Here is a 15,877-nt window from a genome sequence, read left to right as displayed (position 1 = left end):
GCGCCCGTAGGACGGTCCGAACCGGACGTGTGAGAAACACAAAACGCGCCCCGGGCGGCAGGTGCGCTCGGGCCCCCCTTTCGCGTACGGTTGACGGCTGCCCGATGCACGTCAGAAAGGGGCCTCGGTGGCCGCGCAGGATGCCGCTGTCGATTCGTTGCGGGACCGGGAAATCGGAGTCGAACAAGAACATCTGGACCGGGTCTACCGCCGTCTCGAAGAGAAGATCGACGAGGCGGAATTTCTCATGCAGGACGCCAGTGAACGGGGCCAGGTAGGCACCCCCGGGGCTCTCGCCGAACGGGACGCGCAGGTGTTCCGCGCCGGAGTCCACCTCAACCGGCTGAACAACGAGTTCGAGGACTTCCTCTTCGGGCGGATCGATCTGCTGCGCGGCAAGGACGGCGAACGCGGCCCGGACGGCGCCTTCACCTCCGTGGAGGCGGCCGACGACGCCGTGGGGGAGGACAGCACCGCCGAGATCGCGGAGACCCTTCACATCGGCCGCATAGGAGTACTCGACTCCGACTACGCGCCGCTGGTGATCGACTGGCGGGCGCCGGCCGCCGCGCCGTTCTACCGTTCGACGCCGAAGGAGCCCGGCAGGGTCGTACGCCGACGGGTCGTCCGCTCCAAGGGCCGCAGGGTTCTCGGGGTCGAGGACGACCTGATGCGCCCGGAGCTGACCGCCCGGCTCAAGGGCGACGAGCTGCCCGTGATCGGTGACGGCGCGCTGATGGCCGCGCTGGGGCAGGCCCGCAGCCACACGATGCGGGACATCGTCTCGTCGATCCAGGCCGAGCAGGATCTGGTGATCCGCGCGCCCGCCGCCTCCGTCACCGAGGTGTCGGGCGGCCCCGGTACCGGCAAGACGGCGGTGGCCCTCCACCGGGCCGCGTACCTCCTCTACCAGGACCGGCGGCGGTACGCGGGCGGCATCCTCGTCGTCTCGCCGACCCCGCTCCTGGTCGCGTACACCGAAGGCGTGCTGCCCTCGCTCGGTGAGGAGGGCCAGGTCGCGATCCGCGCGGTCGGCTCACTGTCCGACGAGGCCGCGGGGGTGGAGGGGGCGACCACGTACGACGAGCCCGCCGTCGCCCGGATCAAGGGCTCGTCCCGGATGCTCCACGTGCTGCGCAAGGCGGCCCGCGGGGCGCTGGAGCAGCCCGCGCCCCGGCCCGCCCCCCAGGAGGGCCAGCTGGAGTTCGGAGAGGCACCCGCCGAGGGGGGCACCCCCACCCGGCTGCGGGTGGTGGCCTTCGGCGCCCGCGTCGAGCTGGAGGCGGACGAGCTCCGGCGGATCCGGCACAACGTCCTCGGTGGCACCGCACCGGTCAACCTGCTGCGCCCGCGCGCCCGCAAACTGCTCCTGGACGCCCTGTGGAACAAGTCGTCGGGCCGGGGCCGCTACACCGACCCCGAGCTGGTCGCGGAGCTGCGTTCCTCGTTCGACGAGGACGTGTCCACCGAGACCCCGTTCCTGGCCTTCCTGAACGCCTGGTGGCCGGAACTCACTCCTCGCCGGGTGCTGGCCGCGATGTCCGACGAGCGCCGGTTGAACCGGTGGGCGCGCCGGATCCTCAACCAGGGCGAGACGCGCCGCCTCGCCCGTTCGCTGAGACGGCTGGACGAGGACGGCAAGGGCCCGCTCTCCGTCCACGACGTGGCGCTCCTGGACGAGCTGCAGACCCTGCTGGGCACTCCGGCCCGCCCGAAGCGGAAGCGGGAGGCCGGCCCGCTGGACCAGCTCACGGGTCTGGAGGAGCTCATGCCGCAGCGTGAGGAGACGCAGTGGGAGCGGGCCGAGCGGCTGGCGGCGGAGCGTACCGAGTACGCCCACGTCATCGTCGACGAGGCCCAGGACCTGACGCCGATGCAGTGGCGGATGGTCGGCCGCCGCGGCCGGCACGCCACGTGGACGATCGTCGGTGACGCGGCGCAGTCCTCCTGGTCGGACCCGGACGAGGCGGCCGCCGCTCGTGACGAGGCGCTCGGCAACCGGCCGCGGCGTCAGTTCACCCTCACCGTGAACTATCGCAACCCGGCGGAGATCGCCGAGCTCGCGGCCAAGGTGCTGGCGCTGGCCATGCCGGGGATGGAGTCCCCGGCGGCGGTCCGCTCGACGGGCGTCGAGCCGCGCTTCGAGACGGTGCGGGACGGGGACCTCGCCTCGACCGTCCGCGAGGAGGCCCGCAGGCTGCTCGCGGAGGTGGACGGCACCGTCGGCGTGGTCGTCGCGATGAACCGCCGTGCCGAGGCCCGTGCCTGGCTGGAGGAGCTCGGCGAGCGGGTCGTGGCGCTGGGGAGCCTGGAGGCGAAGGGTCTGGAGTACGACGCCACGGTGGTGGTCTCTCCCGCGGAGATCGCCGACGAGTCCCCGGCGGGACTGCGGGTGCTGTACGTGGCACTCACCCGTGCTACGCAGCAGCTCACCGTGGTCTCGGGGGAGCGCGACATGCCGGACGAGGACGGTGTCCCGGACCTGCTGAGGGACTGAGGGGGCGGCGGCCGGAACCCGCGTGCGGAGACTTTTCCGAGTCGGCCCGTCGCGCGGGAATCACTTTTCCGGGGTCTTTGTTAGCCTGGAGTCGGCACCGGCTCGATCCAAGCCCCCGGGCCCAACCTTCGTCGCTACGAGCGACCACTTGCCGCGAGGCGAGCATGGCGGGCCGGTGTCACTTGACTGGAAGAAGACAGACCCGCGTCACCTGATGGTGGCGCGGGTCTGTTTGTGTTTCCGGGACCGCCCGGGCCGTCCAGGGTGCCGCTCAGGGTTACGCGGCAGGCTTACTTCTCGTATGGTGGAAACAAGTTTCCGAAAAGTGGCACTCATTACCGGCTACCGGCCGGTAGGTGCGACGATCGGAACGCACGTACGGGCTCCGGCCCCATCTGCGTGCGGCAATGAAGCTCAGGAAAGCGAAGGACTCGGCCATGGCAACGGCGCCCAGCGTCTCGTACTCGATGACGGTCAGGCTGGAGGTGCCCGCGAGCGGCACAGCGGTCTCCCAGCTCACCACGGCCGTGGAGTCCTCCGGAGGATCGGTCACCGGCCTCGACGTCACTGCTTCCGGCCACGAGAAGCTGCGGATCGACGTCACGATCGCGGCCTCCTCGACCTCGCACGCGGACGAGATCGTCGAAGGTCTGCGGGACATCGAGGGCGTCGTCCTCGGCAAGGTCTCCGACCGTACGTTCCTGATGCACCTCGGCGGCAAGATCGAGATGGCGTCCAAACACCCCATCCGCAACCGTGACGACCTCTCGATGATCTACACCCCGGGTGTGGCGCGGGTCTGCATGGCGATCGCCGAGAACCCGGAGGACGCCCGCCGCCTGACCATCAAGCGGAACTCCGTCGCGGTCGTCACCGACGGATCGGCGGTGCTCGGCCTCGGCAACATCGGCCCGATGGCGTCGCTCCCCGTCATGGAGGGCAAGGCCGCCCTCTTCAAGCGCTTCGCCGGCATCGACGCCTGGCCGATCTGCCTGGACACGCAGGACACGGACGAGATCGTCCAGATCGTCAAGGCGATCGCCCCCGGCTTCGCGGGCATCAACCTGGAGGACATCTCCGCCCCCCGCTGCTTCGAGATCGAGGCACGGCTGCGCGAGGCCCTGGACATCCCCGTCTTCCACGACGACCAGCACGGCACCGCGATCGTCGTCCTGGCCGCGCTGACCAACGCGCTGCGCGTGGTGGGCAAGTCGATCGGTGACGTACGGGTCGTCATGTCCGGCGCCGGCGCGGCCGGCACGGCCATCCTGAAGCTGCTCATCGCCGCGGGCGTCAAGCACGCGGTGGTCGCCGACATCCACGGTGTGGTGCACGCGGACCGCGAGGACCTGGTGGACGCCACCCCGGAATCGCCGCTGCGCTGGATCGCCGACAACACCAACCCGGAGGGCGTCACCGGCACGCTCAAGGAGGCCGTCGCCGGCTCCGACGTCTTCATCGGGGTCTCCGCCCCCAACGTCCTGGACGGCGCCGACGTCGCCGCCATGGCGGAGGGCGCGATCGTGTTCGCGCTCGCGAATCCGGACCCCGAGGTCGACCCGGCAATCGCCCGCGAGACAGCGGCCGTTGTCGCCACCGGACGCTCCGACTTCCCGAACCAGATCAACAACGTGCTGGTCTTCCCGGGTGTCTTCCGCGGTCTGCTGGACGCCCAGTCCCGCACCGTCAACACGGAGATGATGCTCGCCGCGGCGCGCGCCCTCGCCGACGTCGTCGCGGAGGACGAGGTGAACGCGAACTACATCATCCCGTCGGTCTTCAACGACAAGGTCGCGGGTGCCGTCGCGGGTGCCGTCCGGGAGGCCGCGAAGGCGGCCGGAATCGCCGAGGCGGCGTCCGACCCCGCGTAGGACCTTCCTCCGGACGGCCCGCCACACGCCGTCCGCGGGGGTCGGCCACGACTCCCGCGGACGGTGCCGTAGCTCACGTCCGGGCGCCCCGTACGGCGCGTCGCGGGTCGCGGCGTCCCAAACGCCCCTTTAGGGTGGGCGGGCAGCGAGCCCCACAGGCCCGGCATCCGCTGCGGACCGCTCCAGCAAGTCGACGGAACGTCATCACGGGCATGCGGTGGTGCTTTTCGTATGACGTCGAGGGGTTCCGGATTGGCGTTAGCGCCGCAGGTGGGGGCAGGATGCGTATTCGGGCGCGAGGGTCTGACATCAGACCCGGGTCCGGGGACTGTCAGAGGGCCCTGGCAGCATCGGCTTCGATCTCACGCCTCACAGGCAAGAAGAACACGGGAGTACAAACATGAACCGCAGTGAGCTGGTGGCCGCCCTGGCCGACCGTGCCGAGGTGACCCGCAAGGACGCCGACGCCGTTCTGGCCGCCCTCGCCGAGACCGTCGGCGAGATCGTCGCCAAGGGCGACGAGAAGGTCACCATCCCCGGCTTCCTGACCTTCGAGCGCACCCACCGTGCCGCTCGCACCGCTCGTAACCCGCAGACCGGCGACCCGATCAACATCCCGGCCGGCTACAGCGTGAAGGTCTCCGCGGGCTCCAAGCTCAAGGAAGCCGCCAAGGGCAAGTAAGGCCCCCAAGGCAGCAAGAAGGGCGGCCGTCCTGGACAGGACGGCCGCCCTTCGGCGTACCCGGAGCCTCGCAGCCCCGCGCACACCGCCCGTGCGGGCGCTGTGAGGCGGGCTGCGGGGCTCCGGCACTCTCGGGTGGCCCCGGGGAGGGCCACCCGCCCGGTGCGGCCCTGTACGGGCCTTCTGCGGCGTCGGCGTGAACGCGGGGGAACCGGCAGCGGGGGAACGGGCAACGGTAAAGTCCGCCGCCCCGGTCCCTCGCGGGGGCCGGGGCGGCGGACTGTGGTGCGGAGGCGCGCAATGCCGTGTGCGGCAGCACTGTGCGTGCGCCGGTGCGCGTCGGGCGGTGTGTCAGACGAGTGAGCCGCCCGGCAGTTCGACCTTCGCGCCGAGCTTCTCGAGCTTGTCCATGAAGTTCTCGTAGCCGCGGTTGATCAGGTCGATGCCGTGCACCCGGGACGTTCCCTGGGCCGCCAGAGCGGCGATCAGGTACGAGAACCCGCCGCGCAGGTCGGGGATGACCAGATCCGCGCCCTGGAGCTTCGTGGGCCCGGACACGACCGCCGAGTGCAGGAAGTTCCGCTGGCCGAAACGGCAGTCGGAGCCTCCGAGGCACTCACGGTAGAGCTGGATGTGCGCACCCATCTGGTTGAGCGCCGAGGTGAAGCCGAGCCGGGACTCGTACACCGTCTCGTGGACGATCGACAGGCCGGCGGCCTGCGTCAGGGCCACGACGAGCGGCTGCTGCCAGTCGGTCTGGAAGCCGGGGTGCACGTCCGTCTCCAGGGCGATGGCGTTCAGCGCGCCGCCCGGGTGCCAGAAGCGGATGCCCTCGTCGTCGATCTCGAAGGCGCCTCCGACCCGGCGGAAGGTGTTGAGGAAGGTCATCATCGAGCGCTGCTGGGCGCCGCGCACGTAGATGTTGCCCTCGGTCGCCAGCGCCGCGGACGCCCAGGAGGCGGCCTCCAGGCGGTCCGGGATCGCCCGGTGGGTGTAACCGTCGAGCCGGTCGACACCCGTGATCCGGATGGTCCGGTCGGTGTCCATGGAGATGATCGCGCCCATCTTCTGCAGTACGCAGATGAGGTCCTCGATCTCCGGCTCGACCGCCGCGTTGGACAGCTCGGTGACGCCCTCGGCGAGGACGGCGGTCAGCAGCACCTGCTCGGTGGAGCCCACCGACGGGTACGGCAGCCGGATCTTCGTACCCCGCAGCCGCTGCGGGGCCTCCAGGTACTGGCCGTCCGCCCGCTTCTCGATGGTCGCGCCGAACTGGCGGAGCACCTCGAAGTGGAAGTCGATCGGCCGGCCGCCGATGTCGCAGCCGCCGAGACCCGGGATGAAGGCATGGCCCAGCCGGTGCAGCAGCGGGCCGCAGAAGAGGATCGGGATGCGCGACGAGCCCGCGTGGGCGTCGATGTCGGCGACGTTCGCGCTTTCGACGTGCGACGGGTCGAGGATGAGTTCGCCCGGCTCGTCGCCGGGGCGGACGGTCACGCCGTGCAGCTGCAGCAGCCCCCGGACCACCCGCACATCGCGGATGTCGGGCACGTTGCGGAGCCGGCTGGGCCCGCTGCCGAGCAGCGCGGCGACCATTGCCTTCGGCACCAGGTTCTTGGCGCCTCGGACGCGGATCTCGCCCTCCAGCGGGGTGCCGCCGTGGACAAGCAGGACATCGTCTGTGCCGGTCATGTATCTCGCGTTCCGGAGTGGTCGGGCAGGGGGCCATCAAAAGGGTAATGGCCGCAGGCCCCCCTTCAGTAAGGCACCGGGGGGCATACGTACGTCATGAATTCGCCACAACACGTTCTGCTCCCGGAGCCTTGCGGAGGGTCACCGTCCGCGCGGCCCGTCCGGCCGCCCCGCGCTCACGCGCTCCCCGTGCGCCCGTGCGGCGTCCGTGCGCCCTGAGCTGCGGACGGACGCCGTCCGGAACCGGTCGGGCCACTTGGCCCCCGCGGAGGACGAAGATGCGGGATCATCTGTGCCATGACGGAGGTGTCCTCGCTCACAGGACGGCTGCTCGTGGCCGCACCCGCCCTGGCGGACCCGAATTTCGACCGCGCGGTGGTGCTGCTCCTCGACCACGACGAGGAGGGCTCGCTGGGCGTGGTCCTGAACCGGCCGACCCCGGTCGGCGTCGGGGACATCCTGGAGTCCTGGGCCGGTCTGACCGGCGAGCCGGACGTGGTCTTCCAGGGCGGCCCGGTGTCGCTCGACTCGGCGTTGGGCGTGGCCGTGATCCCCGGGGACGAGGGGCCTTCCCCGAGCTCTCGGTCCCGTTCGAGCGGGGGAGACCCCATTGGCTGCCGGCGGGTGCACGGGGCGATCTGCCTGGTGGATCTGGAGGCCCCGCCGGAGCTGCTGGCGGCGGCACTCGGTTCGCTGCGGATCTTCGCCGGATACGCGGGCTGGGGGCCCGGCCAGCTGGAGACGGAGCTGACGGACGGCGCCTGGTACGTGGTCGAGTCGGAGCCCGGCGACGTCTCGTCGCCGCGCCCGGAAAACCTCTGGCGGGCGGTTCTGCGGCGGCAGCGCAGCGAACTGGCGATGATCGCGACGTATCCGGACGACCCTTCGCTGAACTGATGCACGGAGCTTTCAGTACGCTTGGCAGTTATGAGCACTCTTGAGCCCGAGCGCGGGGCAGGTACGGGGACCCTCGTAGAGCCGACGCCGCAGGTGTCGAACGGCGACGGCGACCACGAGCGCTACGCCCATTACGTCCAGAAGGACAAGATCATGGCGAGTGCCCTCGAGGGCACTCCCGTGGTGGCGCTGTGCGGCAAGGTCTGGGTCCCGGGGCGTGACCCCAAGAAGTATCCGGTCTGTCCCATGTGCAAGGAGATCTACGAGTCCATGGGCGCCGGCGGCGACAAGGACAAGGGCAAGGGCGGCAAGGACAACAGCGGCAAGAAGTAGCCGCAGGCCTCTTGTCCCGTTTCCTTTTTCCTGATTTTCCCTGCTTTCGACCCTGGCCCCCGGGGTGCGCGGTGACGCGTACCCCGGGGGCCGTTCGCGTGCCCTGAGCCGGTGGGTGCGTCGCGCGGGCCGCACCGCGTGGTCACAGAGTGGTTGAGACCACTTGTCGGCGTGCTGGGCCGCCCTTAGTCTCCTGCAAGTTGTGCAGAACGAAACGCACGTTGCATGGAATGCAACGATCGACCGGTAGGGGTCACGGATGAAGTTTTCTGCCCGAATTGCCGCCCCGGCCGCAGCTCTTGTGCTGGCCGGTCTCACCGCCACCGGCTGTGCGCCGCAGACCTCCGACACCGGCGCCGAGGGCGACGAGAAGACCGGGACGCTCCGCGTCTGGCTCTTCCAGGAGGTCGGCAACAAGCCCAAGGAAAAGGTCGTCGACGCCGCGGTCGCCGACTTCGAGAAGTCCCACGAGGGGGCCGAGGTCGAGATCGAGTACATACCCGTCGACACCCGGGCCCAGCGCATCAAGGCCGCCTTCAACGACCCGAAGAGCGCTCCCGACCTCATCGAGTACGGCAACACGGACACCGCCGGATACGTGAAGGACGGCGGCCTGGCCGATGTCAGCAAGGAGTTCGCGGCCTGGGACGAGGCCAAGGACACCGACCCGATCGCCAAGCAGTCCGTGACGGTGGGCGGCCAGGTGTACGGGGCGCCGCTCTTCGTCGGCGTACGGGCGCTGTACTACCGCACCGACGTCTTCGAGGACCTGGGCATCGAGCCCCCGAAGTCCCAGGACGAGCTGATCTCCACCGCGAAGAAGATCCACCAGGAGAAGCCCGACCTGTACGGCCTCGCGGTCGGCGGCGCGTACACCTACGGCGCGATGCCCTTCATCTGGGCGCACGGCGGGGAACTGGCCGACGAGACCGGGGTGAGTTACGAGTCCGCCATCAACAGCGAGAAGGCCCGCAAGGGCATCGAGGCCTACACCTCGCTGTTCGGCGACGCGAACTGCCCGGCGGCCAAGTGCGCGGCCATGGGCGGCAACGCGACCGTCACGGCTTTCGCGTCCGGCAAGGCGGCCATGGCGATCGGCGGTGACTTCAGCCACGCCGCGGTCGAGGCGGGTGCCGTGAAGGGCAAGTACGCCGTCGTGCCGCTCCCCGGCGTGAAGAAGGGCTCGATCGCCCCGGCCTTCGCCGGCGGCAACAACATCGGCGTACTCAAGAGCAGTTCGCACCGCACCCTCGCGGTCGACCTGATGAAGTCGCTGACCGGCAAGAAGACGCAGGCGAAGATGTTCGACGCCATGGGCTTCCTGCCGACCTACACGGACGTGCTGGACACCGCCGCGGAGAAGGAGCCCTTCGTCGGCCCCTTCGTCGACACACTCGGCGCGGGCGCGAAGTTCGTCCCGGCCTCCCCTGCCTGGGGCCAGATCGACGCCTCCCTGGTCCTGCCGACCATGTTCCAGGAGATCGTCAGCGGCCGTAAGGACGTGGCCGCCGCCTCGGACGACGCGGCGAAGAAGATGGACGCGGCGTTCGCCGAAGCGGGCTGACGATGACCGCGGACACCATCCTGCACAAGGCCTCCGCCGCGCCCGGGGCGGGCGGTGCTCCGGCCCGCGCGCCCCGGCGCCGCCCGGCATCACCCGCGCGGCGCTCCGGCTGGACGCCCTGGCTCTATCTGCTGCCCGCGCTGGTCCTGCTCGGCGGACTCCTCGTCTACCCGATCTACCAGCTGGGCCTGATCTCCTTCCTGGAGTACACCCAGGCCCAGGTCAGCGGCGGCGAACCGACCACCTTCAAGGGCTTCGGCAACTACGCCACGCTCTTCGGTGACAGCCAGTTCTGGCAGGTGCTCCTCGCGACCGTGCTCTTCGCCACGGCCTGCGTGCTCGCCACCCTGTTCGTCGGCTGCGCCCTGGCCGTCCTGCTGACCCGGATCCGCGCCCTGCCCCGGCTCGCGCTGATGATGGCCGCGCTGGGCGCCTGGGCCACGCCCGCGATCACCGGCTCGACCGTCTGGGTCTTCCTCTTCGACCCGGACTTCGGCCCGGTCAACAGGGTGCTGGGGCTCGGCGACTTCTCCTGGACGTACGGGCGCTACAGCGCCTTCGCCCTGGTGCTCCTCGAAGTGCTCTGGTGCTCTTTCCCGTTCGTGATGGTGACCGTGTACGCGGGCATCCGCGCGATCCCCACCGAAGTGCTGGAAGCGGCCTCCCTGGACGGCGCCTCGCAGTGGCGGATCTGGCGGTCGGTCATGGCACCGATGCTGCGGCCGATCCTGATCGTCGTCACCATCCAGTCGGTCATCTGGGACTTCAAGGTCTTCACCCAGATCTACGTCATGACCAACGGCGGCGGCATCGCCGGCCAGAACCTGGTGCTCAACGTGTACGCCTACCAGAAGGCGTTCGCGTCCTCGCAGTACAGCCTCGGGTCGGCCATCGGCGTCGTGATGCTGGTGATCCTGCTGGCCGTGACGCTGGTCTATCTGCGCCTCGTACGGCGCCAGGGGGAGGAACTGTGAGCACACGCGCTCTTCTGCGGGTACGCAGGCCCGGGAGGCTGGCGGCGGAGGCGGCGGCCCTCGTCATCGCCGCGGCGGTCGCCTTCCCGCTGTACTGGATGGTGCTCTCCGCCTTCAAGCCGGCGGGCGAGATCCAGTCCACCGACGCCCACCCCTGGACCCTGTCCCCGTCCCTCGACTCGTTCCGCCGGGTTTTCGAACAGCAGGAATTCGGCCGTTACTTCCTCAACAGCCTGGTCGTCGCCGGCACGGTCGTCATCGCCTCGGCGCTGATCGCCTTCCTGGCCGCGACGGCCGTGACGCGTTTCCGCTTCAAATTCCGCACGACCCTCCTCATCATGTTCCTCGTGGCGCAGATGGTGCCGGTCGAGGCGCTGACCATCCCGCTGTTCTTCCTGATGCGGGACTTCGGCCAGCTGAACACCCTGGGCGCGCTGATCCTGCCGCACCTGGCGTTCTCGCTGCCGTTCGCGATCTGGATGCTGCGCGGTTTCGTCAAAGCCGTCCCGGAAGCGCTGGAGGAGGCCGCTTATATCGACGGGGCGAGCCGCACCCGTTTCCTGTGGCAGATCCTCTTCCCGCTGGTCTTCCCCGGGCTCGTGGCGACCAGCGTCTTCTCCTTCATCTCGACCTGGAACGACTTCCTGTTCGCGAAATCGTTCATCATCAGCGACACCTCACAGTCGACGCTCCCCATGGCGTTGCTGGTCTTCTTCAAACCCGACGAGAACGACTGGGGAGGGATCATGGCGGCCTCGACGGTGATGACCATTCCCGTGCTGGTCTTCTTCGTCCTCGTACAGCGACGTCTGGTCTCGGGACTCGGCGGAGCGGTGAAGGACTGACATGCACGACCTGATTCCGGCGCCGGTACGCGCCGACGGTGACGGCCGCTGCGGATTCCTCCTCGACGCGGCCACGACGCTCACGGCGGGCCCCGGAACCGAGAGCACGGAACGCTGGCTGCGCACCACGCTCGGGGCCGCCTTCGGCCTGTCGCTCGCTCCGGCGGCCGCCGGAGCCGAGGAGGGCCCGAACACCGTCGAGCTGCGCATCGACCCGTCGCTGGAGCCCGAGAGCTACCGGCTGGGTGTGGCTCCCACCTGGGGTGCAAGGATCACCGGGGGCAGCGCCGCCGGTGTCTTCTGGGGCGCGCAGACCCTCCGCCAGCTCCTCGGTCCCGAGGCGTTCCGCCGCGCGCCCGTCGGCCCGGGTGCGCCGAGAGGCATCCCCTTCACGGACATCGAGGACGGCCCGCGCCTCGGCTGGCGCGGTCTGATGCTCGACGTGGCACGCCACTTCATGCCCAAGGACGGCGTGCTGCGCATGCTCGACCTGCTGGCCGCGCACAAACTGAACGTCTTCCATTTCCACCTCACCGACGACCAGGGATGGCGCATCGAGATCAAGCGCCATCCCCGGCTCACGGAGACCGGCGCCTGGCGCGCACGCACCAAATACGGCCACCGCGCCTCGGAACTGTGGGACGAGACACCGCACGGCGGTTTCTACACGCAGGACGACATCCGCGAAATCGTCGCGTACGCCGCCGAGCGGCATATCCGCGTCGTCCCCGAGATCGACATCCCGGGCCACTCGCAGGCAGCGATCAGCGCGTATCCGGAACTGGGCAACACCGATGTCATCGATACCTCCGCGCTTTCCGTGTGGGACACCTGGGGCGTCAATCCGAACGTACTCGCCCCCACTGACAACACCCTGCGCTTCTTCGAAGGGGTCCTCGAAGAGGTGCTCGACCTTTTCCCGGCCGACACCTCACCGTTCATCCACATCGGCGGTGACGAATGCCCCAAGGACCAGTGGAAGGCGTCGGCGACGGCGCAGGCCCGCATGGCCGAAGCCGGCCTGGCCGACGAGGACGAGCTCCAGTCCTGGTTCATCCGCCACTTCGACCGCTGGCTCACCGCCCGGGGCCGCCGCCTCATCGGCTGGGACGAGATCCTGGAGGGCGGCCTCGCCGAGGGCGCGGCCGTGACGTCGTGGCGGGGCTACGCGGGCGGGATCGCCGCCGCCGAGGCCGGGCACGACGTCGTGATGTGCCCCGAGCAGCAGGTGTACCTGGACCACCGTCAGGACGGCGGGCCCGACGAGCCGATGCCCATCGGGTACGTCCGCACCCTCGAGGACGTCTACCGTTTCGAACCCGTGCCCCCGGGCCTCTCCGAGGCGGCGGCCGGACACATCATGGGCACCCAGGCCAACGTCTGGACCGAGGTCATGCAGAATCAGGGCCGAGTCGACTACCAGGTGTTCCCGAGACTCGCCGCCTTCGCCGAGGTCGCCTGGTCACCGCTCCCGGCTTCCGATGAGCGGGACTTCGCCGATTTTGAACGCAGGATGAACAGTCACTACACCCGGCTCGACGCCCTGGGTGTCGACTACCGGCCACCCGCGGGCCCACGGCCTCGGCAACGCCGGCCCGGCGTCCTGGGTCGCCCGATCGAGGGACCGCCCCCGACCGTGTGACTGCTGCTCCATCCGTCGGCCAGGGGAGCCGAACAAGTCGTACGAACTCGCCGAAGAGTGGCAATTCGTGCGTCGGGCAGAAGGTCTGCCAAAGGTGACTTTTCCCCTGGTCGCGGTGGGAAACACCCTTCGTGGACCCTCGCGTCGGACCGTCCGGAAGATGTGCCAGAGTTGCCACGTCCCGGCCGTGAGCACGTACCGTACGGCGGACAGGCGGGACTGCCGGGACACCGGGAAGGGGCAGCTGGGTTGACCACGCACGCACCGCAGGCGACGCAGTGGGTGACGCTGCCGGCCTCGCTCGACGAGGCCGTGGCGGCTCTCGGCGCCATGCCCGCCGCCGTTCCCGTGGCCGGCGGCACAGACCTCATGTCGGCCGTCAACAAGGGGCTGCTGCGCCCCTCGGGGCTCGTCGGCCTCGGCCGGATCAGCGAGCTGCGCGGCTGGCACTACCAGGACGGCCACGCGCTGCTCGGCGCCGGTCTCACCCACGCACGCATGGGGCGGCCCGACTTCGCCGCCCTCATCCCCGCGCTGGCCGCCTCCGCGCGTGCCGCGGGCCCGCCCCAGATCCGTAACGCCGGGACGCTCGGCGGCAACATCGCCACCGCGGCCCCGACCGGTGACGCCCTGCCGGTCCTGGCCGCGCTGGAGGCCGAGCTGGTCATCGTGGGCACCGAGGGCTCCCGCCGCGAGATCCCCGTCTCGCACCTGCTGGCGGGCCGCGAGATGCTCGAACCCGCCGAGCTCATCGGCTTCGTCCGCGTACCGCTGCTGCACGCCCCCCAGGTGTTCCTCAAGGCGACCGGCCGCACCGGCCCCGGCCGCGCCACCGCCTCCGTCGCGATCGTCCTGGACCCGGCCCGGCGCGGGGTGCGCTGCGCGGTCGGCGCGATCGCCCCGATGCCGCTGCGGCCCCTGGAGGCCGAACACTGGATCGCCTCCCTGATCGACTGGGACGGCGAACGCGGCCTGGCCCCCGACGCGCTGGCCGCCTTCGGCGAGTACGTCGCGGCGGCCTGCATCCCGGACCACGCCCCACCGGACGACGGGGGAGAGGCCCCTCCGCTGTCGCCCGCAATCCTGCACCTGCGGCGTACGGTCGCCGCGCTCGCCCGACGCGCGCTGGGGAGGGCACTGTCGTGAGCAATGAAGAGAACCCCGAGCAGCAGCACGGGCAGCCCGCCCCGTACACCGGCTGGCAGCCGACCCCGCAGGGTGGTGAGTACGACGCGGAGGCGACCGCCTTCGTGCATCTGCCGCCCGAGGACCTCGCGGACCTCGGCGCCGACCCGCTGGCCGCCCCCGGCCACAGCTACGTGCCGCCGATGATCCTGCCGCTGACCCCGGCCGCGGGGCTCGACCCCGCCGCGACGGGCAGCTGGGTCCTGCAGACGCAGAACCAGCAGGAGAGGGCGGCCGGTCACTCCACGGGCGCGGAGGCCGCGCCGGAGGCGGTGCACTGGCCCGACCCGAACCAGCAGCCGGATCCGTACCGGCAGGACTCGTACCGGCAGGACCCGTACCGGCAGGACCCGTACCAGCAGGATGCGTACCAGCAGCCGTACCCGGACACGTCGCAGTACGCGCAGACGTCGTCCACGACGGCCCAGTGGAACTTCACCGAGTCGGTCCCCGTCGAGCCCGAGCCGGCGCCCGAGCCCGCCGGGCACACCGGCCAGTGGACGATTCCGGTGGCGAGCGGCGACCTTCCGGACGAGTCCGGTGAGTTCGCCGCGTCGGCGATCGCGTCCCAGTGGTACGCGGACACGCCCCCGGCCACGCTGCCCGGCGGAGCGCCCGCACCGTGGGCGACGCAGGAGCCGGTGCCCGAGCCCGAGCCCGAGCCTGCTGCGGAGGAGGCCCCGCCCGGGCCCTCGGAGCCTGTGGAAGCCCAGGAGGCCGCAGCGGCCCCCGCGACGACGGAGGAGACGGAGGGGACCCCTGCGGTCGCCGAGGACGTCACGGAGCCCGTCAGCGAGCCGGAGGGGCCCGCGGAGGCCGAGGCGCCGGAGGCGCCCGAAGCCGAAGTCCCGGCAGTGGTCGAGGTGTCCGAGGCCGAGGTGCCCGAAGCCGAGGCAGGAGCGGGGCTCGAACCCGGAACCGAGCCCGGCTTCGAGTCCGGCACCGAGCCCGGCTTCGAGCCCGGCATCGAGTCCGGCTTCGAGCCCGCCCCCGGACAAGCCTCCGGCCCCGTGCTCGAACACGGGCTCGAGCAGGGGCTCATGGCCACGGAGGAGCCCGCTGCCGCCGCCGTTCCGAGCGGCCCCAGTGAGCACCCCTCGGCCTCGTACGTCCTCCATGTGAACGGCGTGGACCGCCCCGTCAGCGACTCCTGGATCGGCGAGTCGCTCCTGTACGTGCTCCGGGAGCGCCTCGGCCTCGCCGGCGCCAAGGACGGCTGCTCGCAGGGCGAATGCGGTGCCTGCAACGTCCAGGTCGACGGCCGCCTCGTCGCCTCCTGCCTGGTGCCCGCCGCCACGACGGCGGGCAGCGAGGTCCGTACGGTCGAGGGCCTGGCGGTGGACGGCGAACCGTCCGACGTCCAGCGGGCCCTGGCCGAGTGCGGGGCCGTCCAGTGCGGCTTCTGCATCCCCGGGATGGCCATGACCGTCCACGACCTCCTGGAGGGCAACCACGCCCCCAGCGAGCTGGAGACCCGGCAGGCCCTGTGCGGCAACCTCTGCCGGTGTTCCGGCTACCGGGGTGTGCTCGACGCCGTACGGGACGTCGTCGCGGGCCGGGAGGCGACCGCGGAGGCGGCGGCCACCGCCCCGGACGACGACGCACCGCGCATCCCGCACCAGGCCGCCCCCGGCGCGGGCAGCGTCCAGGCACACGAGGGAGACGTCCGGTGAACACCGCGTCGTCTCCCGCACC

12 protein-coding genes are annotated in these 15,877 nt (G+C 70.7%); 11 read left to right on the top strand and 1 reads right to left on the bottom strand.

Going from position 1 to position 15,877, the window contains the following annotated elements; genetic code table 11:
- Window positions 1–127 precede the first annotated feature (127 nt).
- From ACFYQ5_RS23240 to ACFYQ5_RS23230, 3 genes are all read left to right on the top strand, one after another.
- Window positions 128–2,497, top strand: a complete 2,370-nt coding sequence (locus tag ACFYQ5_RS23240) for a HelD family protein (protein ID WP_389199997.1) — start codon at window positions 128–130, stop codon at window positions 2,495–2,497.
- Window positions 2,498–2,934: 437 nt separating this feature from the next.
- Complete coding sequence (locus ACFYQ5_RS23235) at window positions 2,935–4,368, top strand: NAD-dependent malic enzyme (protein WP_389199996.1); 1,434 nt, start codon at window positions 2,935–2,937, stop codon at window positions 4,366–4,368.
- A 400-nt stretch (window positions 4,369–4,768) separates the two neighbouring features.
- Window positions 4,769–5,050: an HU family DNA-binding protein gene (locus ACFYQ5_RS23230; RefSeq protein WP_003968811.1), complete on the top strand. Its 282-nt coding sequence runs from the start codon at window positions 4,769–4,771 to the stop codon at window positions 5,048–5,050.
- A gap of 351 nt (window positions 5,051–5,401) precedes the next feature.
- Here ACFYQ5_RS23230 and murA read toward each other — a convergent pair whose 3' ends face one another.
- Entirely contained in the window at window positions 5,402–6,742 is a 1,341-nt protein-coding gene (gene murA, locus ACFYQ5_RS23225; protein ID WP_014155976.1) for a UDP-N-acetylglucosamine 1-carboxyvinyltransferase, read from the bottom strand.
- 297 nt (window positions 6,743–7,039) lie between these two features.
- On the opposite strand from murA, the gene ACFYQ5_RS23220 reads away from it, so the two are divergent.
- The 8 genes from ACFYQ5_RS23220 to ACFYQ5_RS23185 all read left to right on the top strand — a co-directional run bounded on the left by ACFYQ5_RS23220 (window position 7,040) and on the right by ACFYQ5_RS23185 (window position 15,855).
- A complete protein-coding gene (locus ACFYQ5_RS23220) occupies window positions 7,040–7,639 on the top strand; it encodes a YqgE/AlgH family protein (RefSeq protein WP_389199994.1) in 600 nt (199 codons plus the stop codon).
- 30 nt (window positions 7,640–7,669) lie between these two features.
- Window positions 7,670–7,972: a DUF3039 domain-containing protein gene (locus ACFYQ5_RS23215; RefSeq protein ID WP_042837321.1), complete on the top strand. Its 303-nt coding sequence runs from the start codon at window positions 7,670–7,672 to the stop codon at window positions 7,970–7,972.
- A gap of 259 nt (window positions 7,973–8,231) precedes the next feature.
- Entirely contained in the window at window positions 8,232–9,536 is a 1,305-nt protein-coding gene (locus ACFYQ5_RS23210; RefSeq protein WP_389199993.1) for an extracellular solute-binding protein, read from the top strand.
- A gap of 2 nt (window positions 9,537–9,538) precedes the next feature.
- The gene (locus tag ACFYQ5_RS23205) at window positions 9,539–10,510 is read left to right on the top strand and encodes a carbohydrate ABC transporter permease (RefSeq protein ID WP_389199991.1); all 972 of its coding nucleotides are present in this window, start codon (window positions 9,539–9,541) and stop codon (window positions 10,508–10,510) included.
- Window positions 10,507–11,355 carry a carbohydrate ABC transporter permease gene (locus ACFYQ5_RS23200; protein ID WP_389199990.1) on the top strand — a complete coding sequence of 283 codons (849 nt, stop codon included), beginning with the start codon at window positions 10,507–10,509 and terminating at the stop codon, window positions 11,353–11,355. Before ACFYQ5_RS23205 ends, ACFYQ5_RS23200 begins: the two co-directional genes overlap by 4 nt.
- A gap of 1 nt (window position 11,356) precedes the next feature.
- Window positions 11,357–12,997 carry a beta-N-acetylhexosaminidase gene (locus tag ACFYQ5_RS23195; RefSeq protein ID WP_389199989.1) on the top strand — a complete coding sequence of 547 codons (1,641 nt, stop codon included), beginning with the start codon at window positions 11,357–11,359 and terminating at the stop codon, window positions 12,995–12,997.
- Window positions 12,998–13,246: 249 nt separating this feature from the next.
- The gene (locus tag ACFYQ5_RS23190; protein WP_389199988.1) at window positions 13,247–14,143 is read left to right on the top strand and encodes an FAD binding domain-containing protein; all 897 of its coding nucleotides are present in this window, start codon (window positions 13,247–13,249) and stop codon (window positions 14,141–14,143) included.
- Window positions 14,140–15,855 carry a (2Fe-2S)-binding protein gene (locus tag ACFYQ5_RS23185; protein WP_389199986.1) on the top strand — a complete coding sequence of 572 codons (1,716 nt, stop codon included), beginning with the start codon at window positions 14,140–14,142 and terminating at the stop codon, window positions 15,853–15,855. Before ACFYQ5_RS23190 ends, ACFYQ5_RS23185 begins: the two co-directional genes overlap by 4 nt.
- Window positions 15,856–15,877 lie beyond the last annotated feature (22 nt).

The organism is Streptomyces sp. NPDC005794, from assembly GCF_042871445.1.
GTDB lineage: Bacteria > Actinomycetota > Actinomycetes > Streptomycetales > Streptomycetaceae > Streptomyces.
The sequence above is the reverse complement of the archived record's forward strand: the minus strand, read 5'-3'. Positions and strand labels throughout refer to the sequence as shown.